Origin of the sequence: Acidovorax sp. NO-1, assembly GCF_000238595.1 — a bacterium.
Taxonomy (GTDB): domain Bacteria; phylum Pseudomonadota; class Gammaproteobacteria; order Burkholderiales; family Burkholderiaceae_C; genus Acidovorax.
This window is the reverse complement of record NZ_AGTS01000074.1, coordinates 30,816-50,097: the sequence shown is the minus strand read 5'-3', so window position 1 is coordinate 50,097 and position 19,282 is coordinate 30,816. Positions and strand designations below refer to the sequence as shown.

Annotated in this window: 17 protein-coding genes and 2 pseudogenes; 9 read left to right on the top strand and 10 right to left on the bottom strand. The window is 63.6% G+C overall.

The genetic code is table 11. The features are described from left to right. The first annotated feature begins 114 nt into the window (after positions 1-114). The 3 genes from boxC to boxA all read left to right on the top strand — a co-directional run bounded on the left by boxC (position 115) and on the right by boxA (position 4,673). On the top strand, positions 115-1,788 hold the full coding sequence (gene boxC, locus KYG_RS08770) for a 2,3-epoxybenzoyl-CoA dihydrolase (RefSeq protein WP_008904519.1): 1,674 nt from the start codon (positions 115-117) through the stop codon (positions 1,786-1,788). A gap of 131 nt (positions 1,789-1,919) precedes the next feature. Continuing rightward, positions 1,920-3,347 (top strand): benzoyl-CoA 2,3-epoxidase subunit BoxB, encoded by a 1,428-nt coding sequence (gene boxB / locus KYG_RS08765; RefSeq protein WP_008904518.1) that lies wholly within the window; start codon positions 1,920-1,922, stop codon positions 3,345-3,347. 54 nt (positions 3,348-3,401) lie between these two features. Further along, a complete protein-coding gene (gene boxA, locus KYG_RS08760) occupies positions 3,402-4,673 on the top strand; it encodes a benzoyl-CoA 2,3-epoxidase subunit BoxA (RefSeq protein WP_008904517.1) in 1,272 nt (423 codons plus the stop codon). A gap of 332 nt (positions 4,674-5,005) precedes the next feature. On the opposite strand, the gene KYG_RS08755 is transcribed toward boxA, so the two are convergent. The 5 genes from KYG_RS08755 to KYG_RS08735 form a co-directional block, all read right to left on the bottom strand. After that, the gene (locus KYG_RS08755; RefSeq protein WP_008904515.1) at positions 5,006-5,401 is read right to left on the bottom strand and encodes a hypothetical protein; all 396 of its coding nucleotides are present in this window, start codon (positions 5,399-5,401) and stop codon (positions 5,006-5,008) included. A gap of 101 nt (positions 5,402-5,502) precedes the next feature. Further along, complete coding sequence (locus KYG_RS08750; protein WP_008904514.1) at positions 5,503-8,649, bottom strand: efflux RND transporter permease subunit; 3,147 nt, start codon at positions 8,647-8,649, stop codon at positions 5,503-5,505. Positions 8,650-8,663: 14 nt separating this feature from the next. After that, on the bottom strand, positions 8,664-9,794 hold the full coding sequence (locus KYG_RS08745) for an efflux RND transporter periplasmic adaptor subunit (RefSeq protein ID WP_050813826.1): 1,131 nt from the start codon (positions 9,792-9,794) through the stop codon (positions 8,664-8,666). Positions 9,795-9,826: 32 nt separating this feature from the next. Continuing rightward, on the bottom strand, positions 9,827-10,459 hold the full coding sequence (locus KYG_RS08740; RefSeq protein ID WP_050813825.1) for a hypothetical protein: 633 nt from the start codon (positions 10,457-10,459) through the stop codon (positions 9,827-9,829). After that, positions 10,456-11,622 (bottom strand): TolC family protein, encoded by a 1,167-nt coding sequence (locus tag KYG_RS08735; RefSeq protein WP_237707233.1) that lies wholly within the window; start codon positions 11,620-11,622, stop codon positions 10,456-10,458. The genes KYG_RS08740 and KYG_RS08735 overlap by 4 nt, the downstream gene beginning before the upstream one ends. Positions 11,623-12,116: 494 nt before the next feature. Between KYG_RS08735 and KYG_RS24655 the strand changes: the two genes are divergently transcribed. Continuing rightward, entirely contained in the window at positions 12,117-12,329 is a 213-nt protein-coding gene (locus KYG_RS24655) for a hypothetical protein (RefSeq protein WP_160165341.1), read from the top strand. A 95-nt stretch (positions 12,330-12,424) separates the two neighbouring features. Further along, positions 12,425-12,589 (top strand): annotated as a pseudogene (locus KYG_RS25100) (IS5/IS1182 family transposase); the annotation flags it as partial. Positions 12,590-12,641: 52 nt separating this feature from the next. Here KYG_RS25100 and KYG_RS08725 read toward each other — a convergent pair. Both KYG_RS08725 and KYG_RS08720 read right to left on the bottom strand, forming a co-directional pair. Continuing rightward, positions 12,642-13,454: a hypothetical protein gene (locus KYG_RS08725; protein WP_008904509.1), complete on the bottom strand. Its 813-nt coding sequence runs from the start codon at positions 13,452-13,454 to the stop codon at positions 12,642-12,644. Further along, positions 13,451-14,056, bottom strand: coding sequence for a hypothetical protein (locus tag KYG_RS08720; RefSeq protein WP_008904508.1), 606 nt, complete (start codon positions 14,054-14,056; stop codon positions 13,451-13,453). The genes KYG_RS08725 and KYG_RS08720 overlap by 4 nt, the downstream gene beginning before the upstream one ends. A 122-nt stretch (positions 14,057-14,178) precedes the next feature. Between KYG_RS08720 and KYG_RS08715 the strand changes: the two genes are divergently transcribed. Beyond that, positions 14,179-15,405, top strand: a complete 1,227-nt coding sequence (locus tag KYG_RS08715) for an IS256 family transposase (RefSeq protein WP_008904507.1) — start codon at positions 14,179-14,181, stop codon at positions 15,403-15,405. Positions 15,406-15,486: 81 nt separating this feature from the next. Here the strand turns inward: KYG_RS08715 and KYG_RS08710 are convergent. Together KYG_RS08710 and KYG_RS24835 are read right to left on the bottom strand one after the other, a co-directional pair. After that, positions 15,487-15,777: pseudogene (locus KYG_RS08710) on the bottom strand (ATP-binding protein); the annotation flags it as partial. A 20-nt stretch (positions 15,778-15,797) separates the two neighbouring features. Continuing rightward, on the bottom strand, positions 15,798-16,106 hold the full coding sequence (locus KYG_RS24835) for a hypothetical protein (protein ID WP_008904505.1): 309 nt from the start codon (positions 16,104-16,106) through the stop codon (positions 15,798-15,800). A gap of 174 nt (positions 16,107-16,280) precedes the next feature. Between KYG_RS24835 and KYG_RS25475 the strand changes: the two genes are divergently transcribed. Further along, positions 16,281-16,547 carry a hypothetical protein gene (locus KYG_RS25475; RefSeq protein WP_369749761.1) on the top strand — a complete coding sequence of 89 codons (267 nt, stop codon included), beginning with the start codon at positions 16,281-16,283 and terminating at the stop codon, positions 16,545-16,547. Then, on the top strand, positions 16,535-17,311 hold the full coding sequence (locus tag KYG_RS25470; RefSeq protein ID WP_008904504.1) for an ATP-binding cassette domain-containing protein: 777 nt from the start codon (positions 16,535-16,537) through the stop codon (positions 17,309-17,311). Before KYG_RS25475 ends, KYG_RS25470 begins: the two co-directional genes overlap by 13 nt. Here the strand turns inward: KYG_RS25470 and KYG_RS08695 are convergent. Further along, a complete protein-coding gene (locus tag KYG_RS08695; protein ID WP_008904502.1) occupies positions 17,217-18,140 on the bottom strand; it encodes a LysR family transcriptional regulator in 924 nt (307 codons plus the stop codon). The genes KYG_RS25470 and KYG_RS08695 overlap by 95 nt on opposite strands. Positions 18,141-18,286: 146 nt before the next feature. On the opposite strand from KYG_RS08695, the gene KYG_RS08690 reads away from it, so the two are divergent. After that, positions 18,287-19,261, top strand: a complete 975-nt coding sequence (locus KYG_RS08690) for a tripartite tricarboxylate transporter substrate binding protein (RefSeq protein ID WP_008904501.1) — start codon at positions 18,287-18,289, stop codon at positions 19,259-19,261. Positions 19,262-19,282: the final 21 nt, after the last annotated feature.

Genomic DNA, 19,282 nt, shown 5'->3' with positions numbered 1-19,282 from the left:
TTCCACCCGCTGAGGGTCGGCTCGCATTGACTCGGCCCGAATCATGCATGATGATGCATATCAACGAGTCATGGCTTGCATTATTTTGCCGCTCGGTTCCTGATGGAGATGCCCATGAACGCCGCCCTACCCCCCACAGCCGTGCGGGTGGACTACCGCACCGATCCCACCCAATACCGCCACTGGGCCCTGACCGTCGATGGCCCGGTAGCCCGCCTCTCGCTCGACATTGCCGAGGACGGCGGCATACGCCCCGGCTACAAGCTCAAGCTCAACAGCTACGACCTGGGGGTGGATATCGAGCTGCACGACGCACTCAACCGCATCCGGTTCGAGCACCCGCAGGTGCGGTCGGTCATCGTCACCAGTGCAAAGGACCGCATCTTCTGCTCGGGGGCCAACATCTTCATGCTGGGCGTCTCCAGCCACGCGTGGAAAGTGAACTTCTGCAAGTTCACCAACGAGACGCGCAACGGCATCGAGGACTCTTCCAGGCACTCGGGCCTGAAGTTCGTGGCCGCGGTGAACGGTGCCTGCGCGGGCGGGGGCTATGAGCTCGCCCTGGCCTGCGACGAGATCGTGCTGGTGGACGACCGCTCGTCCGCCGTGTCCTTGCCCGAAGTGCCCTTGCTGGGCGTGCTGCCGGGCACGGGCGGGCTGACCCGCGTGACCGACAAGCGCCATGTACGCCACGACCTGGCCGACATCTTCTGCACCAGCGTGGAAGGTGTGCGCGGCCAGCGCGCGGTGGACTGGCGCCTGGTGGACCGCATTGCCAAGCCTGCGCAGTTTGCCGCGGCTGTGCAGGAGACCGCCACCCGCCTTGCGGAAGGCAGCCCACGCCCCGCCAACGCCCATGGGATCGCGCTGACCCGGGTGGAGCGCACAGAGTCCGACAACAGCCTGCACTACGACCACGTGATCGTGGACATCGACCGCAACCGCCGCACCGCCACCCTCACGCTGAAGGCGCCCGCCCACCCGCAGCCCTCGGACATGGCGGGTATCGAATCCGCTGGCGCCGCCTGGTGGCCACTGGCCCTTGCGCGCCAGCTGGACGATGCCATCCTGCACCTGCGCACCAACGAACCCGACATTGGCACTTGGCTGCTCAAGACCGAAGGCGACGCCCAGGCCGTGCTGGCCAGCGATGCCACGCTGATCGCGCACCAGGACCACTGGCTGGTGCGCGAGACCGTCGGCGCGCTGCGCCGCACGTTCGCACGGCTCGACGTGTCCTCCCGCACCCTGTTTTGCCTGGTAGAGCCTGGCTCTGCGTTTGCTGGATCGCTGGCCGAGCTGGCGTTTGCTGCGGACCGCACCTACATGCTGGCCCTGCCTGATGATGCAGAGCGCGCACCCCGGCTCACGCTCAACGCGTTCAACCTCGGACTGCTGCCGATGGTCAACGACCAGAGCCGCCTGCAGCGCCGCTTCTATGAGGAAGCCGCCCCACTGGAGGCCGCACGCGCCGCCGCCGGCACCCCGCTGGATGCCGACGCCGCGCTGGCGCTGGGGCTGGTGACGGCGGCCCCGGACGACATCGACTGGGACGACGAGATCCGCATCGCCATTGAGGAACGGGCCGCGATGTCGCCCGACGCGCTCACCGGGCTGGAAGCCAACCTGCGCTTTGCCAGCCGCGAGAACATGGCCACGCGCATCTTCGGTCGCCTGACAGCCTGGCAGAACTGGATCTTCAACCGCCCCAACGCCGTGGGCGACAAGGGCGCGCTGAAGGTTTACGGCACCGGTGAAAAAGCCGGTTTCGACACGAACCGCGTCTGACCCCTCAGCCCACCGCCCCACCCACCTCCGAACCCACCCCCACCGTTCAGGCGGAGCCTGTCGAAGTCCTGCGCAGAGCCCTCGACAAGCTCAGGCCGAACGGATAAGAACTTCCACCAGAAGGAATGGCCATGAGCACCATCAACTACAGCGAGAAAATCCCCAACAACGTCAACCTGGGCGAGGACCGCACGCTGCAGCGCGCTCTCGAAGGCTGGCAGCCCAACTTCATCCAATGGTGGGACGACGTAGGCCCCGAGGGCTCCACCAACCACGAGGTGTACCTGCGCACGGCGGTCAGCGTGGACCCGCAAGGCTGGGCGCAGTTCGGCCACGTGAAGATGCGCGACTACCGCTGGGGCATCTTCCTGAACCCGGGCGACGCCAGCCGCCAGATCCACTTTGGCGACCACAAGGGCGAAAAGGCGTGGCAGGACGTGCCCGGCGAGCACCGCGCCAACCTGCGCCGCATCATCGTGACGCAGGGCGACACCGAACCCGCGTCGGTCGAGCAGCAGCGCCACCTGGGGCTGACTGCGCCCAGCATGTACGACCTGCGCAACCTGTTCCAGATCAACGTGGAAGAAGGCCGCCACCTGTGGGCGATGGTCTACCTGCTGCACAAGCACTTCGGCCGCGACGGCCGCGAAGAGGCCGAGGCGCTGCTGCAGCGCCAGTCGGGCGACGTGGACAACCCGCGCATCCTGGGCGCCTTCAACGAGAAGACGCCCGACTGGCTGGCCTTCTTCATGTTCACCTACTTCACCGACCGCGACGGCAAGTTCCAGCTCTCGGCGCTGGCGGAGAGCGCGTTCGACCCGCTGGCGCGCACCACCAGGTTCATGCTGACCGAAGAAGCGCACCACATGTTTGTGGGCGAATCCGGCGTGTCGCGCGTGCTGTCGCGCACCGCGCAGGTGATGAACGAGCTCAGGACCGATGACCCGGCCCAGGTGCGCGCAGCAGGCGCCATCGACCTCCCCACCATCCAGCGGTATCTGAACTTCCACTACAGCGTGACCATCGACCTCTTCGGCGCGGACCAGTCGAGCAACGCTGCCACGTTCTACAGCTCGGGCCTGAAAGGCCGGTACGAGGAAGGCAAACGCGGTGACGACCACATCCTCAAGGGCCAGACGTACAAGGTGCTGGAGGTGGTGAACGGGCAGCTGCTGGAGAAGGAAGTGCCCATGCTCAACGCCCTGAACGAGGTGCTGCGCGACGACTTCATCAAGGATTCAATGGCCGGCGTAGGGCGCTGGAACAAGGTGCTGGAAAAAGCCGGCATTGCCACGCGCCTGGCCGTGCCACACAAGGCCTTCCACCGCCAGATCGGCGCACTGGCCGGCATCAAGATGTCGCCCGACGGGCGCGTGGTGAGCGAGGTGGAATGGGCCGCCCGCAAGGCCGAATGGCTGCCCACCCCCGAGGATTTCGCGTTTGTCGCGTCCCTGATGGGCCGCGTGGTGGAGCCCGGCAAATTCGCGGGCTGGATTGCCCCCCCCGTGATGGGCATCAACCGCCAGCCCGTCGATTTCGAATACGTGCGTTTTGGCTGATCACAGGCCCCCGCTCCCCGCACGCACACGCCGGGGGGCACTCTGGAGAACCCCATGGACATGGCTGTTGCAAACCCTGCGATCCGGCAACACCTGATCGACCCCGAGATCTGCATCCGCTGCAACACCTGCGAGGCCACGTGCCCTGTGGGCGCCATCACGCACGACGACAACAACTACGTTGTGCGGGCCGATGTGTGCAACGCCTGCATGGCCTGCATTGCGCCCTGCCCTACCGGCTCCATCGACAACTGGCGCACCGTGCCGCTGGCACGCGCGTACACCATCGAAGAACAGCTGACCTGGGAAAAACTGCCACCGGAGCTCTCGCCCGACGAACTGGCCGCGGAAGGTGTGGCGGCAACCACCGAAACGGCCGTGCAGCCACCCGCCCCGGCAGCTTCCGCGGAGCCCGGCACGCAGGTTTTTCGATCGGCCCAGTACGGCGCCACCGTGCCTCCCTGGTCGGCCGCACACCCCTACACCAACCTGTTTCCTGCCAGGAGCCCCACCACCGCCACCGTGGTCGGCAACTTCAACTGCACCGAGGCGGGCTTTGAGAGCGAGACGCACCACATCGTGCTCGACTTCGGCAGCATGCCGTTCCCGGTGCTGGAAGGGCAGTCCATCGGCGTCATCCCGCCCGGCACCGATGCCACCGGCAAGGCGCACCATGCACGCCAGTACTCGGTGGCCAGCCCGCGCAATGGCGAGCGGCCCGGCTACAACAACCTGGCGCTCACGGTAAAACGCGTGACCACCGACCACGACGGCAACTCCGTGCGCGGCGCCGCCTCCAACTACCTCTGCGACCTGAAGGTGGGCGACACGGTGCAGGTGGTGGGGCCCTTTGGCAGCGCGTTCCTGATGCCCAACCACCCGCGCTCGCACATCGTGATGATCTGCACCGGCACCGGCAGCGCCCCCATGCGCGCAATGACCGAGTGGCGCAGGCGCCTGCGCAGCAGCGGCAAGTTCGAGGGTGGCAAGCTGATGCTGTTTTTTGGCGCGCGCACCCAGCAGGAGCTGCCGTATTTTGGCCCGCTGCAAAACCTGCCCAAGGATTTCATCGACATCAACCTGGCGTTCTCACGCACTGCCGGGCAACCCCGGCGCTACGTGCAGGACCTGATGCGCGAGCGCGCCGCCGACCTGGCCGCGCTGCTGCGCGATGGCAACAGCCACTTCTACGTGTGTGGCCTGAAAAGCATGGAAGAAGGCGTGGTGATGGCACTGCGCGACATTGCCAGCGAGTCCGGCCTGGACTGGAACACGGTGGGCGCCACACTCCAGCGCGAAGGACGCCTGCATCTGGAGACCTACTGAGGCCGCCCGCCCACTATCGCCCGCAAGACACACGCGACGACGAAGGTGCGCACATGTCTCGCGTGAGCCGCAAGCAGACCGAGATACTGCGTGCCACCCTGCAGTCCGTGGTGGATATCTGCACCCTGGCCACTTAGGCAGCGGTCGTCAGGGGCAAGGCACCCACAACAGCGACCCCTGCGTGCAGCAGCGCGGCCGTCGTGAAGCCGCCAGCCCCGCACCCACGCTGCTGGACCTCGGGTGTTGACGCCAAGGCTGCGACCAGCAGGCCAGCAAGCATCCAAGCCACCTCGCAGCGCAGGAATGGGCAGGGATTCGCGCGTCATGCTGCCTTACCTGACAGCGAATCGTACCGTGATGCTTTTCTTACTATTGGTGGTCAGCACCGCAATTGCCTTCGCCCCTTTGGACAGGGACACACCTTTAGCCTCCAGTCTGTTAGCACCCGCCGGTTTCAAGGGCGCCTCGGATTTTTCTGCGCCGTTGAGCACCGTCAGCTTGCCTTCAAATCGCGAGGCATCCGCGTCTTTTCCATGGTCCTGAATGTAGATCTGGACACCTTCGGCAGTGGCAACCAGCTCAAATGACAAATCAGCGGCGGTTTGTACGATACCGCCATGCACAGGGGCCGCTGCACCATGGGCCATTGCCGTTGGAACGACGAGTGCAGACAGGGCCAGCATCAAGGCGCCAGGAGTCAATTGGGAGAGTTTGGTTTTGATGGTCATTGGGTTTCCTTTGGATGAGATATCGTTTGAAAACGGCGCGCTTTAAAAGGCGGCGCCCAAATGCCTCGGGAACAGTTGAAACCAGGTTGATCGGGGTGTGGTCAGTAAACCTCCTGCGGCGTAGCGCCCTCGTTGTGCGTCTGGGCATCGACCTCGATCAGGCGCCGCATCGCCCGCTCTCCAAACATCCAGAACATCACGGGCGTGAGCAAGGTATCCAGTAAAGTCGAACTGACGAGTCCACCAAAAATCACGACCGCCACCGGGTGCAGGATCTCCTTGCCAGGCGCATCTGCCGCCAGCAACAGCGGGGTCAGGGCAAAGGCCGCTACCAGCGCCGTCATCAAGACCGGTGTCAACCGTTCCAGCGAGCCGCGCACGATCATGGGTTGGCCAAAGACCTCGCCCTCGAACTTACACAGGTTGATGTAGTGGCTGACTTTCAAAATCCCGTTGCGCGTGGCAATGCCGGCCAGGGTGATGAAGCCCACCATGGAGGCCACCGAGAGGCTTACCCCCGCCAGCCACATCGCTGCCACGCTGCCGATCAGCGCGAGCGGGATGTTGGCCATGATGATCCCGGCCAGCACAGCCGACTTGTAGCGCCCGTACAGAACAAGAAAGATCATCGCCAAAGACACCAGTGACAGGCCGACGATCAGTTGCATGGCTTGCTCCTGGGCCTGAAACTGGCCTTCCAGGCTCAGAAAGGTCCCAGGGGGCAGAGGTGTCCTGGCCATCACCGCGCGAATATCGCTGATGACGCGGCCCATGTCTGATCCATCCGTGTTGGCATAAACGACGATACGCCGACGGCCGTTTTCCCGGCCAATCTGGTTGGGGCCGTCGGTCTCCTCCACCGACGCAATCGATGAGACCGGTATCCGCCCCGCAGGCGTGTCGATCAGCGTGCGTGCCAGATCCTGCGGGCTGCGTTTGTCATCGGGCAGGCGCAGCACCAGTTCATAGCGGCGAATTCCATCCACGATCTGGGCACCATGGGCACCGTCCGTTAGGGCCTGCAGCACCCGCACCGCTTCGCCCGGAGACAGCCCGACCTGCGCCGCCTTGCGGTGGTCGAGCCGTACCGTGATCTGGGGGATGAGCACCTGCTTTTCCACGGTCAGATCCACGAGCCCTGAAACGCCCGAAAGTCCTTGGCGCATCTGCTCGGCCAGGCCCCGCAAGGTGTCCGTGTCATCGCCGAAGATCTTGAGCGCAATCTGCGCCCGTACCCCTGACAAGAGGTGATCCAGGCGGTGGGAAATAGGCTGGCCAATGGCCACCTGGGCCGGAAGGACGACCAAACGGGCCCGGATATCCGCCATCACGGCCTCGCGGTCGCGGGCGGACCGCTTCAGGTCCACATCGATCTCGGCCGAGTGCACACCTTCGGCATGTTCATCCAGCTCGGCGCGCCCAGTACGGCGCCCCACCTGGGTGACCTCGGGGACCTCTGCGATCAGCGTCTCGGCCAACGCTCCCATGCGATTGGCCTCAGCCAAGGCGGTGCCTGGGTTGAATACCATGCCCAGTACCAGCGAGCCCTCATTGAACGCAGGAAGAAAAGCGCGCGGGAAAAACGGGACACTGGCCGCCGCTGCCGCCACCGCCAGTGCGGAGACAGCCATCAGCACCTTCGCGCGAGAAAACGACCAGCTGAGCACTTGCGCATCCCGCCGCTTGAGCCAGGCGACCAGCGTACTGTCACCGTGGTCCAGCCGTTTCATCCCCGGCAACAGGTAAAGACACAACACCGGCGTCACCGTCATCGAGACCAGCATCGATGCCAGCACCGACACAATGTAGGCGATGCCCAGGGGCGTGAACAGGCGTCCTTCAATGCCCGGCAGCGCAAAGAGCGGCACAAACACCAGCACCACGATGGCGGTGGCGTAGACGATGCCCGAGCGGACTTCCACGCTCGCCCGGCGCACGACCTCCAGCGTGGACAGTGGATTGCCCTGGGCACGGTTTTGCTTCAGCCTGCGCAGGATGTTCTCCACATCCACCACCGCGTCGTCCACCAGTTCGCCAATGGCAATGGCCAGGCCACCCAGAGTCATGACGTTGATGGACTGGTCCAGTAGCCGGAACACCATGGCCGTTACGGCCAGCGACAAGGGAATTGCCACGAGCGAGATCAGCGTGGTTCGCACGGACAACAGGAAGGCGAACAACACGATGGCCACCATGATGGCGCCATCACGCAAGGCTTCGGTCACGTTGCCGATGGACGCCTCGATAAAGTCCGCCTGGCGAAACAACACCTTGGGCGCAGCCAACCCCACTGGCAGCCCTTGTTGGAGGCCCCCCAATGCTGCCTCGATGGCATGGGTGAGCTGCACGGTATCGGCCGCTGGCTGCTTTTGCACACTGACGATGACGGCAGGCGCGCCGCTGTATCCGGCGTCGCCACGCTTCATGGCTGCAGCGAACCGGACATTGGCCACCTGTTCCAGCAAGATGGCCCGGCCATCCTTCCACGCCACCGCCACGCCCTGCAGGTCCTCGACACGATTGGTGCGACCGATGTGGCGGATAAGGAATTCACGGCTGTTGAGGTCGATGAAGCCACCTCCCGCATTCCCCGCAAAGCCTCGAAGGGCCTGCTCGATCTGCGTCAATGTCACCCCGAACTGTGCCATGCGTGCCGTGTCCGGCTCCACCCGCAACTGGCGCACTTCGCCGCCGATGGGGATGACCTGAGACACCCCTGGAATCGACAGCAGTCTGGGGCGCAGCACGAAGTCCGCGTACTCACGGGCCTGCATGGGTGTCGCTGCAGGGGATTTGCCATCGCCTGCCGTCAAGGGCAGAGCAATGAGCATGACTTCGCCCATGATGGAAGACACTGGCCCCATGACGGGCGTGATGCCTCCGGGGAGTTGCTCCCGCACCAGCGCCAGACGCTCCGCCACGAGCTGGCGGTTGCGGTAGATGTCGGTCCCCCAATCGAACTCGGCATAGAGGATGGACAGGCCAACCCCAGATGTAGAGCGAACCCGCGTGACCCCCGGCATGCCGTTGAGCGCGGTCTCCAGAGGGAAGGTCACCAGCTGCTCGACTTCTTCGGGCGCCATACCTCCTGCTTCCGTCAAGACGGTGACCAGGGGTTTGTTGAGGTCGGGAAACACATCGACTGGCGTGCGCCATGCGGTGATGGCCCCGTAGACCATCAGCAGCGCCGCGACCGCCAGGACGAACAGGCGGTTGTGAAGGCTGTTCCTTACGATCCAATTGAACATTGCGTGGGCTCCGTTCAGCGGATCTGTGCGATGAGCGGTGCACCTTGCACCACGACGCGGTTGTCAGCGCCCAGGCCCTGCGTGACGACCACCGTGGCGGCGTCCAGGGACCGGTACTGCACCGGCTGGGGAATGTAGCGCTCTGCACCGGACTTGATCCAGACCACCGGTTCGTTGGCACTGTTGCGCACAACGGCCTGCGCAGGCAGGACGAAGCCCTTCACCTGCTCGTTCAGCGAGGCCACGACGGTGACGGGCTGTCCGACCGCCAGCGGCAAGGCTGTGCCCGATTGCTCCGGGACGGCCCTGAAAGTCATCGGGAGGACGCCATCACGCAGGCTGCGCGCAGCGCCGATCAGCTGCAGCTTGACGCCAAGCACCCCCTGCAAGTGGGCTGTACCCGTGCGTGCGGGCAAGCCAGGATCTGCCGTAGTGGCCTCCACCAACACTCGTGCAGGGTCAATCACCTCGAACAACACTTCGCGGGCCTCAACCACCTGGCCTTTGGTTGCGTCGGCTCTGGCAATCACGCCGGAGACGGGAGCCAGCAAGGCCTCTCGGGCAGCCAGGCTCGCTCCAATGCTTTTCTCGCGCGCGGTGAGGCTCTGTAGCTCAGCACGTGCGGCCTCGATCTCCTTGCGCGGCACCGTGCCTTCGAGGGACTGCAGCCGCTGCACCCGCTGTGCAGCCAGCTCCCGGCCGCTGCGCAACTCCGCCAGTTGGGCCTGTTGATTTGCCAGCGCATAGGGCTCTGCATGGTGGGCCACATAGGCCAGTACCTCCCCCTGGCGCACGGTCTGGCCGGCGATCGGTAGGCCGCGAGGGCCCGCTTCGATCCGGCCCCCATGGATTGCCTGAACGCGGCCGCTCGCATTAGGGTCCATCACCACCCGCGCTGACAATTCGATGGTGGCTGCAGCCTGGGTTTCCAGGGTCAGCTGCGTGAGGATGCCCAGGCGCCGTTGGGCGAGCATCGGAACGTTGACACTGCCGTCTGGCAACCGCATCAAACCGGATGCGCTGACCGCCGTGGGGGCATCTAGATGCTCACCGTTCGGCCCATGGGCACCTGGCGCTGCGACGGCAACAGGTGGGAACATCGCCGCGATGCACGTGATGACACTCAAGCCGAAAACATGAAACATGCTGGTTGCCTTGGTTTTTTTCATCGATGGGTTCACAGCGCACCTCCTCTGGAGGAGGTACCTGCAGCCTTGGGCGTGCGGCCAAAGAACCAACCGACCGCCGCCAGGACGACCAGGGCCAGAGCCAGCCAGACCGTTCGGGAGGGCCCATGGGCGTGCCCGTCGTCGTGGGAGTGGCCATGGTCGTCGAGCACGGCGCCCGCGACCGTGAGGGTGCCGTCCAGCAGGTCGGAGTCATTGCCCGCCAGTACGGTGACCACCATGGGATGGTCACCGGGTGCCGCCAGAGCCTTGAGCATGTTGGCATCGTCGATGGCGTAGTCGCCCATATCTGCATGGAACTTGGCAGGCGCCTTGAGGTCGCCAGTCTCCACTTCCACTGTGGCATTGAGCACAGGTTCATTGGTGGCAAAACGGTTGATCAGGATGGACAACTCTCCGCCCTGCAGTCGGCCCACCAACTCGAAGGCTTCCGAGCGCGCTTCAAAACTAGGCACGGGGCCGCTGTTGGCACCAGCTTGAGCGGGGGCATCCAAGTGCTCGCCATTAGGACCGTGCGCTCCTGGCGCGGCATAGCTGGGTGTTCCGGCAAGCACCAGCAAGGCCAAGCCTGCTCCCAGCAATGAGAGGCGGTAACGAGAGGGGAATAGATTCAAGAGATTCATGGAAGGATTCCGAGAGATTGCTGGAAGCGGGCGCGGGCCAGGCCCAGGGCCACTTGCTGGCGTGCGAAGCTGGTGTCGGCCTGGGTAGCTGCAGCGAGCGCGCGCAACAACTCCGGCAGCGGTGTTTCTCCAGCTTTGAAAGACCGATCAATGAGCGTGGCACGCTCCCGCAGGAGTGCCGAGCGCTGGCGCTCCGCTTCCAGTTGCTGCTCTGCCGTGTGCACCGCAGACTGCGCCATCGCGGCGTCAGCAGCCAGCCGCTCCTCGGTTCGCTGTTTCGCGGTCAGCGCTACATCCAGCTCACTCAGTGCGGCAGCTTGCAGAGGTTGGTTGCGGCTCGCTGTGCCCAGGGGAATGCGCACGCCGACGCCGATGCTGTTTTGAGCCGACTCACCCCGCCCGGGGGTGTCTTGTCGGATGCGCAGCAAGAGCTCTGGAGGGTCGCGCCGCGTGGCGGCCACCACGTCCAGCCGCTTGCGAGCGCGCTCAACCGTCAGCGCAGCGACACGCGCATCGGGGTGGGTTTCAACGGTGAAGTGCGCCCCGCCTGGTGAAACTCCGGCCCCATCAACAACCGGGGCAGACGTGAGATCAGGCGCCAGGGCTATGCCCGTCAGGGTCATCCATTGCGACTGGCTGGCGCTCAAGCGCTGGCGTGCAGCCAACTGTGCAGATTGCGCAGCCAGCGCTTCGGATTGAGCGGCAAGCGCATCCGCCTGGGCCAGATCACCCGCTTTGACGCGGCGACGCACGTCATCGGAGATCTCCTGCAAGGACCTCCACTGGGCGTCCGCCAGGTCGGACTCGGCCTTTTGCGCGGCAATGCCCCAGGCGGCTTCACGTACCAGCCCAGCAAAATGCAGGCGCCCCGCTTGAACGGCAGCATGGGACAGCTCTACGTCGGCATCCACAGCAGCGCCGCGTGCATTGCGCTGCCCAGGCAACCACAGCGGCCACGCCAGGCCGGCCTCGGCTTCCCGACGTCCAGCCGACGTTTGCCAGCGGTCGTCCCGGTAGGAAAACTCCACTGCGGGGGGGGCCGCCCACAGGCTGGAGATCGCCACCCGATCCGCAGCAGCCCGCTGTGTCTGACCTTCGGCTTCTCTCGCCTGTGTGGCGCGCTGCCACGCAGCCTCGACAGCTTGTGCCAGTGTTGGAGCCATGGGCGATGCCGTGGCATAAAGCGATGGGGCGGCATGGGACTGCGCAACCGCAGCGCCAACGAGGACGCAGCTCAAAGCACAGCCTGCGGCACAACGCACCGCAAGCCCGGAAATAACAAAACGCACGTGATTCCTGACCGATCAAAGGCGGTAAACCAGGATCGTTGACGCAGCAGCGCCTGATCAAAGCAGTACCGCACCGATGAACAACCCCGCTTTCGCGTGGAAAGCGCGGCGCTAAGGGTGGATCAGGAAATCAGTCGGGGAGGTCGTCTTAAACCGTCCAGATGAGGGGGCGGGCTGACGGATTCGGCGGTCACGGCCGGTGCGGGCGAGCGGTCGAGAGGAAGCGACAGCTGGGGGAAGTGTAAAAGTGCTGCGGTCCCTGGCCCTGCGTCCGCAAACATGTGCTGGAGGGACTCCAGAGAGTCGTCCAGGTGCATTACTCCGTGTTGGTCATGGTGGTGAGAGACACCGTCCATATGCATCTCCGCATGAACCGCCTCAAACGCGCCTGCGTGGTCGAGTACGACCGTCTGACGGGCCGCTGCGAAGGCCTGGCAGAAGAAGGAGAGCAACAGGATGACTGCGAGCAGTCGGCGCATGAAATTGGGAGCGTGCAATTGAGAACTGGTCGCAATCATAGCGATACTGGAATGCTCGCGCCCCAAATCCATGTCAACGGACAGGTTTCGTATTCCGGTTAATTAAAGTCGTAAACAGAGGCCCAGCATCCATGCGGCTTTACGCCTTACTCACAGCAGCGCGTGTTTATCTAAAGTCGTAAACAGCCCAGAGTTCGCTTAAGGGGGCGCTGGGCGATGCACTGCACGCGGTGACATGCGGCGCCGGGCACAACCTGCGCCTGATCCTGGCCGCGCTGCGGCTTTTATGCGTGCGCTTTGTGCCTATCGATGCAGGCAATCTGCTCGCCGATCCCGATGATCACCGACCAGCTTGCGGCTGAAAACGGGATTATTCAGGGCGAACTATGTCGGTGCCGTTTCGGGACACTCCCCTCACGCCACCCCCAGAATCCACCCCTCCACTCTCGCTAGCAGTTGCATGCTGGGGTCCATATCTGGATGCAGGGCGATTTGCAGTTCCCCAGATGCATCAGCTTGCCTAAGCCACTGGGCAATAACGTAGGCGTCGTGCTGGTCACCTGTCATCCCCTGGCCAGCGGGAAACCGGTGCTTGTAGAGCGCGGGGTAGGCTTCCACGAAGGTAGACCTCAGCTCTGGCGGAGAGAATCCATCGAAAGGCCAGAAGTGGACATCCTTGCCTAACCGCTCCCGCAGAAACAGCAGCCAAGGGATGCCTGAATGCGTAGACTTTGCGACCGAGCCCTGACAGTCGAAATGAAATACGGACTTGCCCCGGCAGCGCTGCTCCGTGATGCGACGCCATTTGGGGTCGCCAGTGCGCGCTCCACCATTGCCTGCCAAACCGTTGCGAACAAAGTCCACATATATATGGGGCTCATCCGTTGGCCAGTGGCGATGGAAATCGCGAAGAAACACGTCCCAGTTCGGCAGTATCTGGTGGTACTCAAAGTACCGTAACGGGAATGAAAACCCATGGTCGATACCCACGATTGTGGAGGTCGGCTGGCTCAAGGTTTCCAGCAACCAGTGGGCGACCGTCTGGCGTGTCCAGTACCGCTTGGGGCTAGGCGGGGGTATCACTTCCGTCGCCTCGCCCTCACCTGTGGCGATGTAGACACGCAACCCCTTGAGGCCGCTGGTCGGGGTTTCTGCACCAGAGTAATCGATGCCGATGTAACGTTCAAACTGCGGCTTGGAAATAAGCTCGCTATGGCCAAAGGTCATGACGCTTTCGCCCCCAGCAGTGACACCACGTCGTTCCACAGTCCGGTGACTTTCTCACCAAAGGCATGGGCTCGCAGATACGAGACGGCCCCCGCTATCTGACCGACCACCTCATAACCACTCATTTCTGAGTTTGGCCGGCCGACGACTGGTGGCAATGCCTCTTCCCAGCCCTCGAAACTTGGCCATGGAACAACGAACTGCCTGCCGTCTTTGTGTTGGACGCGAACCCAGCCACTGCCGTCGTGCAGCTTGAAAGCCGCAACAGACGAGTTGGGTCTCATCCAGTCCCAGGGCATCGACTTACGAGGGGCCATCCCCTGCTGCTCCGCAGTGCATCTGGGTGGCATCAATGTAGCCAGTGCTGCAGGCGGCGAGGTTGGACGTGCCGCTAGCTCCTGAAGACGCTTCAATTTGAGCGCAGCCTCCTCCCTGAGCCGGGCTTCTTCCGCAGCGAATCGAGCCAGCAGGGCCTCGGTGTTTTCTACAAGCAGCGCGCGCTCGTCAGAGGTCAGCAATTTGCCGTTGCCTCCCCAATCCTGAGCCTTGCCTATGGCGGTGGCGCTGCCGTAGCGTTTTATGAAGCAGGTCGAACCAAGCACCAGCAGCTTTTCGCCCTCTCGAACAACGTGTATGGCTTTGTAGACCGTGTGCTGAGGGTGTACAGAATTTTGTGTAAACGGACAATCCACCGCCGGCGCAAGCCGGCCTGTCCGTAAGCACAATGAACACCAAGAAACACGACGTACCCGAAGAACTGCTGTCTGGCCTGCTGGCCAACTACAAAAAGCCTGAAGACCTCATCGGCGAGAACGGTCTGCTCAAGCAGTTGACCAAGCTGCTGGTCGAGCGAGCCTTGGACGCCGAGCTGACTGAGCACCTGGGCCATGAACGCAACGAAGCGGTGGCCAACCCCGCCGGCAACACCCGAAACGGCAAGAGCAAGAAGACCCTCAAGGGGGAGTTTGGCGAGTTGCCCATCGAGGTGCCACGCGACCGCCATGGCAGCTTCGAGCCCCAGCTCATCCCCAAGCACCAGACCCGCTGGGCCGGCTTCGACGACAAAATCATCTCGCTATACGCCCGTGGCCTGACGGTGCGCGAGATACAGGCCCACTTGCAGGAGATGTACGGCACCGAGATCTCGCCCAGCCTGATTTCCTCGGTGACCGATGCTGTGGCCGATGAGGTCAAGGCTTGGCAGACACGACCGCTGGAGCCCATCTATCCCATCGTCTATCTGGACTGCATCCATGTGAAGGTGCGAGAAGGTGCTGTGCGGGTCAAGGCGGTGTACCTGGCCATTGGCATCACCATGACGGGCGACAAGGAGGTGCTGGGCCTGTGGCTGGCGCAAACCGAGGGCGCCAAGTTCTGGCTGCAGGTCGTCACCGAATTGCGCAACCGGGGCGTGCAGGACATCTTTATTGCCTGTGTGGATGGGCTCAAAGGTTTCCCGCAAGCCATCGAGGCGGTGTTCCCCAAGGCGGTGGTGCAGCTGTGCATCGTGCACATGGTGCGCCACAGCCTGAACTACGTGTCCTGGAAGCGAAGAAAGGAGGTGGCCGCCGACCTGCGCCGCATCTACACGGCCGCCACCGCCGAGGAGGCCGAGCTGATGCTCGGGGAATTCGAGGAGCGCTGGGATGCCGAGTACCTGCCCATTGGCCAGTCTTGGCGCAGGAACTGGAGCCGACTCATCCCGTTCTTTGACTACCCGCCGGAAATCCGCAAGGTCATCTACACCACCAACGCCATCGAGTCGGTGAACATGGGCCTGAGGAAGCTGACCAAGAACCGGGGCTCATTCCCCAGCGATGAGGCGCTAACCAAGCTGTTCTACCTGGCCCTGCGCAACATCAGCCAGAAGTGGACCATGCCCATCCGGGATTGGAAGGCTGCGCTGACCCGCTTTACCATTCAGTTCGGAGACCGCATCTCCGTCAACTGAAGTCCGAACTGTTGATTCATCAGCACAACTGAGCCAGCGATCACGTTGAATATTGAGCCACTGGGTTGATGGATTCCTTGGCTACTCGCTTGTGGATAAGTCTATCGGGTCTTCTGTTTTTCGATCTCCTTTCTGAGCTTTGCTGCGTTGCTTTGGTGGTGCCGTGCCAGCGGCACTGGAATGCTTGAATCGCCAGCTCTCATTGCCCGTCTCCACGATGTGGCAATGGTGCGTGAGTCGGTCAAGCAAGGCGGTGGTCATCTTGGCGTCGCCAAAGACGTTGCTCCACTCCGAGAAGGTGAGGTTGGTGGTGATCACCACGCTCGTTCGCTCATACAGCTTGGAGAGCAGGTGGAACAGCATGGCGCCGCCCAACCTGCGCTGCAGGATGGCTATGACGAAGGCGCGGAAAGCGCCCACGCCACCGGCCTCAGTGGGTGTGAAGAGGCCCGAATACAGACCCCCAGCACGAGTGCCACGAGCGCGGCAATGGGCACCAGCTTAGCCAGCATCTCGGCGGTGGTGAGCAGGCGCGCGGTGCTGCGCTCGGCGGCATGCTGGGCATGGCGCTTGAGGTCGAACACCAGGCCAGGCGTGAACCGGGCCATAGGGATGATGATCACAGCTAAGGCTGCCGCCAGGAAGAAGCCAGGGATGATGTCGGCTATGAACAGGGTGCCGATAGACTGCTCGGCCGGCACCCCGTAGATGCTGAGCAGCAGGCTGGTTGATCATCATGCCCAGCACCGAGCTGCTTGCCACAGTGCCGGCGGCAAAGCTGGCGCGGTGGCCATGACTCACCATCTCGGGCTCAGCTACGCGGGTGAACACGGCCGCCGAAGCAATGGACACACAGGTAACCCGCCGCAAACACTGTGTTGGCCGCCACGGTGGCCACGCCCAGGCCACCGCGCAGTCGCCGCAGCGGGGTCTCGGCTACACAAACGTATCCTTGCCGACATTGGATATTGAGACCAACAGCCCTATCAGAACAAAAGGCGGGATGGTGGCGAATATGTAGTCGGCCACGCCGTTGTAGGAACCAGGGCCAGAAGCTGGCCGAGGGCGCGCCGGCCGCCGTGCGGGCCAATGCCGCGGTCCAGGCCGTCTATTTCGGCGAGGCGCACGGATGCTGGAACTGAAGGATGTTCACACCCACTTTGGCCTGAGCCACGTGTTGCAGGGCATCGACCTACGCATCGGCAAGGGCGAGGTCGTCGGGCTTTTCGGGCGCAATAGCGTAGGAAAGACCACGGTGATCAAGACCATCGCCGGGTGGGTACCGCCGTCGCGGGGCGAGGTGGTGTTCGAGGGCGAGAGCTTGCGTGGCGTGGGCCCGGACCGGATCTGCCGGCGCGGGATCGGGCTGGTGCCGGAGGATCGGCGCATCTTTCCCGGCCTCACTGTCGAGGAGACCTGCGCCTCGGTCAGATGCAGTGTCCGGCACGCAGCCGGGCGGCGAGCAGCAGATGCTGGCGATCGCGCGCGTGCTGGCCGGTGCGCTGCGGCGGCTGCTGATCGACGAGCACACCGAGGGACTGGCGCCGATGATCGTGGAGGAGCTGTTCCTGCTGATCGGGCAGCTCGCCCGCGAGGGGATTCCCATCGTGCTCGTCGAGCAGAACGTGCGCCAGGCGATACGGCTCACCACGCGCTACTACCTGATCGAGCGCGGCCGGGTGGTTGCCCAGGGCGATTACTCGAACGAAGCCGGCCGGGCGGCACTGCTGAGCCAAATAGCGTATCAGACGGCCCTGCTGGATTGGGTTGTGGCGCATGCGGCCAGCAATGGCACGGCAGCGGCCAGGGCTTCACGGCCGTCCGTCATCGCCGTGAGGCGGCACAGACCCCAGGCCCGCCAGATGGCGGCGCAGGGCGGAGAGGAATGCGGCGGCGGCAGGATTGAGCGGCCTGCTCGGGTCGGTCACGGCTACGATCGTGCGCCTCAATCGAGGGGAGACGAAGCGATGCACCTTCACTTCCGCTCGTTCGAGCAGGCCACGCACGGCGACATGGGGCAGGAGCGTGCAGAAATCGCTCTCGCGCACCAGCTTTAGGATGGCGCTGATGGAATCGATCTCGAGGCTGGGGCTCAGGTGGACATCCTCCGCTTCGGCAAAGTTCTCGATGATCCCGCGCAGACCGTGTCGGCGTGTGGGAAACACCAGCTTCAAGGCCGACATGCCGCTGAAACGCAAGGAAGCAGGCACGTCTGCGTGGGCCGGCCCCATGACCAGAAGCAGATCCTCGTCGGCGATGGTTTCGCTCTTGAGCGTCAATGCCCGCCGTGGCTTGTTGATCACAGCGGCATCGAGTTGGCCGAGCGCCACCGCATCGATGAGGTCGCCGCTGAAGCCATCCGTCATCGACAGTTCGACCTTCGGATGGGCCGGGGAGAATTCCAGGATCGCATCGACCAGGACGCCCTGCGCGATGGTCGCGATCATCCCGAAGCGCACCTCCCCGTTCAGTTCGCCCGTGGCTTCAATTACCTGTTCGCGCGCTCGCTGGTAACCCGTGACGACCGGCAGGAAGAGGCGGTAAAGGCGGCGGCCTTCGGGGGTGGGCTGCATGCCTTGCGGCGTGCGCATGAAGAGACGCTGTCCCACCTCCGCCTCGAGCTTGGCCATCTGCATGCTGAGTGCCGACTGGACGATGTGCAGGCGGCGTGCCGCGCGGGTCACTGAACCGTCCTCGTAGAGGGTGATGAAGTACTGGATCTGCCGGAATTCCATGGTCGTCCAAGGTATCAATAAATCTGATTTTATTCATCATAAAAGGTTAATTGATCTGATGCCAACCGACTCCTAGAATCGATGCAAATAAGCAGTCCTGCCCCCCCAGGCGCTCTGAGAACACTCAACAAACGGAGACAACTTCCATGGTCGCAACCCGTCGCAAGGCTCTGCAAATGCTCGCGGTGCTCGCCGCCTTCGGCACCGATGCCGCCCAGGCGCTGGAGTACCCCACCAAACCAGTGCGCATCGTGGTGCCTTATCCGGCCGGCGGTTTCAACGACACGCTCGGCCGGCTCGCGGCCAAGCACCTGGGTGACTACTGGAAGAAACCGGTGATCGTCGATAACAAGCCAGGTGCCGGCACCATGATCGGCACCAAGGAAGTGGCCGGCGCGGCGGCCGATGGCCACACTATCCTGGTCGTGCAGTTCCCCTACGCCGCCAACCCCTGGCTGTACAAGAACATCGCTTACGACACGCAGAAGGCCTTCGCGCCGGTCCTGCTCGCGGGGCGCTCGCCCATGCTGCTGGTGACCCATGCGCAGGGTCCGTACCGGTCCGCAGCTGAACTCCTTGCTGCGGCCCGCAGTAAGCCGAATGCCTTGACCTATGGCTCCTCTGGGGCTGGTTCATCGAACCACCTGGCGATGGCGCTGTTCGAAACCGCCACCGCCACACAGATGCGCCAGATTCCCTACAAGGGGAGCACCCCCATGCTGACCGACCTGGCCGGTGGCCAATTCGATGTGGCCCTGGATCTGCTGCCTCACGCCATGCCCTTCATGCAATCGGGGCGCGTGCGCCCGCTCGCCATCGCAGCACCGAAGCGGTCGCCCCTGCTGCCCGACGTGCCAACGGCCGCAGAAGCCGGAATCCCCGGCTACGAGGTCTCGTCCTGGCATGGCTTCGTGGTGCCGTCCGGCACCCCGCCGTCCGTCGTCGATAAGCTCAACAGCGACCTCAACCGGATGCTGCTCGAGGACGAGGTGAAGAAAGCTTTCGCCGCACAGGGTGTCGTGCCCGACGGCGGAACGCCGGCGCAGTTCCGCGGCTTTATCGATGGCCAGATGGCCCTGTGGAAGAAGGTCGTGAGCGACCGCAACATCACTGTGGACTGAGAGGCCGTGCCCGGCTCCACA

Excerpts from the sequence above, each read along its gene's own strand:
- KYG_RS08745 (WP_050813826.1), bottom strand. The coding sequence starts at position 9,794 with ATGTTTCATGTTTTCGGCTTGAGTGTCATCACGTGCATCGCGGCGATG.
- boxB (WP_008904518.1), top strand. The coding sequence starts at position 1,920 with ATGAGCACCATCAACTACAGCGAGAAAATCCCCAACAACGTCAACCTG.
- KYG_RS08695 (WP_008904502.1), bottom strand. The coding sequence starts at position 18,140 with ATGGAATTCCGGCAGATCCAGTACTTCATCACCCTCTACGAGGACGGT.
- KYG_RS25470 (WP_008904504.1), top strand. The coding sequence starts at position 16,535 with ATGCTGGAACTGAAGGATGTTCACACCCACTTTGGCCTGAGCCACGTG.
- KYG_RS08750 (WP_008904514.1), bottom strand. The coding sequence starts at position 8,649 with ATGTTCAATTGGATCGTAAGGAACAGCCTTCACAACCGCCTGTTCGTC.
- KYG_RS08740 (WP_050813825.1), bottom strand. The coding sequence starts at position 10,459 with ATGAATCTCTTGAATCTATTCCCCTCTCGTTACCGCCTCTCATTGCTG.
- boxA (WP_008904517.1), top strand. The coding sequence starts at position 3,402 with ATGGACATGGCTGTTGCAAACCCTGCGATCCGGCAACACCTGATCGAC.
- KYG_RS24655 (WP_160165341.1), top strand. The coding sequence starts at position 12,117 with ATGAACCGCCTCAAACGCGCCTGCGTGGTCGAGTACGACCGTCTGACG.
- KYG_RS08690 (WP_008904501.1), top strand. The coding sequence starts at position 18,287 with ATGGTCGCAACCCGTCGCAAGGCTCTGCAAATGCTCGCGGTGCTCGCC.
- KYG_RS08715 (WP_008904507.1), top strand. The coding sequence starts at position 14,179 with ATGAACACCAAGAAACACGACGTACCCGAAGAACTGCTGTCTGGCCTG.
- KYG_RS08755 (WP_008904515.1), bottom strand. The coding sequence starts at position 5,401 with ATGACCATCAAAACCAAACTCTCCCAATTGACTCCTGGCGCCTTGATG.
- KYG_RS08725 (WP_008904509.1), bottom strand. The coding sequence starts at position 13,454 with ATGACCTTTGGCCATAGCGAGCTTATTTCCAAGCCGCAGTTTGAACGT.
- KYG_RS08735 (WP_237707233.1), bottom strand. The coding sequence starts at position 11,622 with ATGGCTCCAACACTGGCACAAGCTGTCGAGGCTGCGTGGCAGCGCGCC.
- boxC (WP_008904519.1), top strand. The coding sequence starts at position 115 with ATGAACGCCGCCCTACCCCCCACAGCCGTGCGGGTGGACTACCGCACC.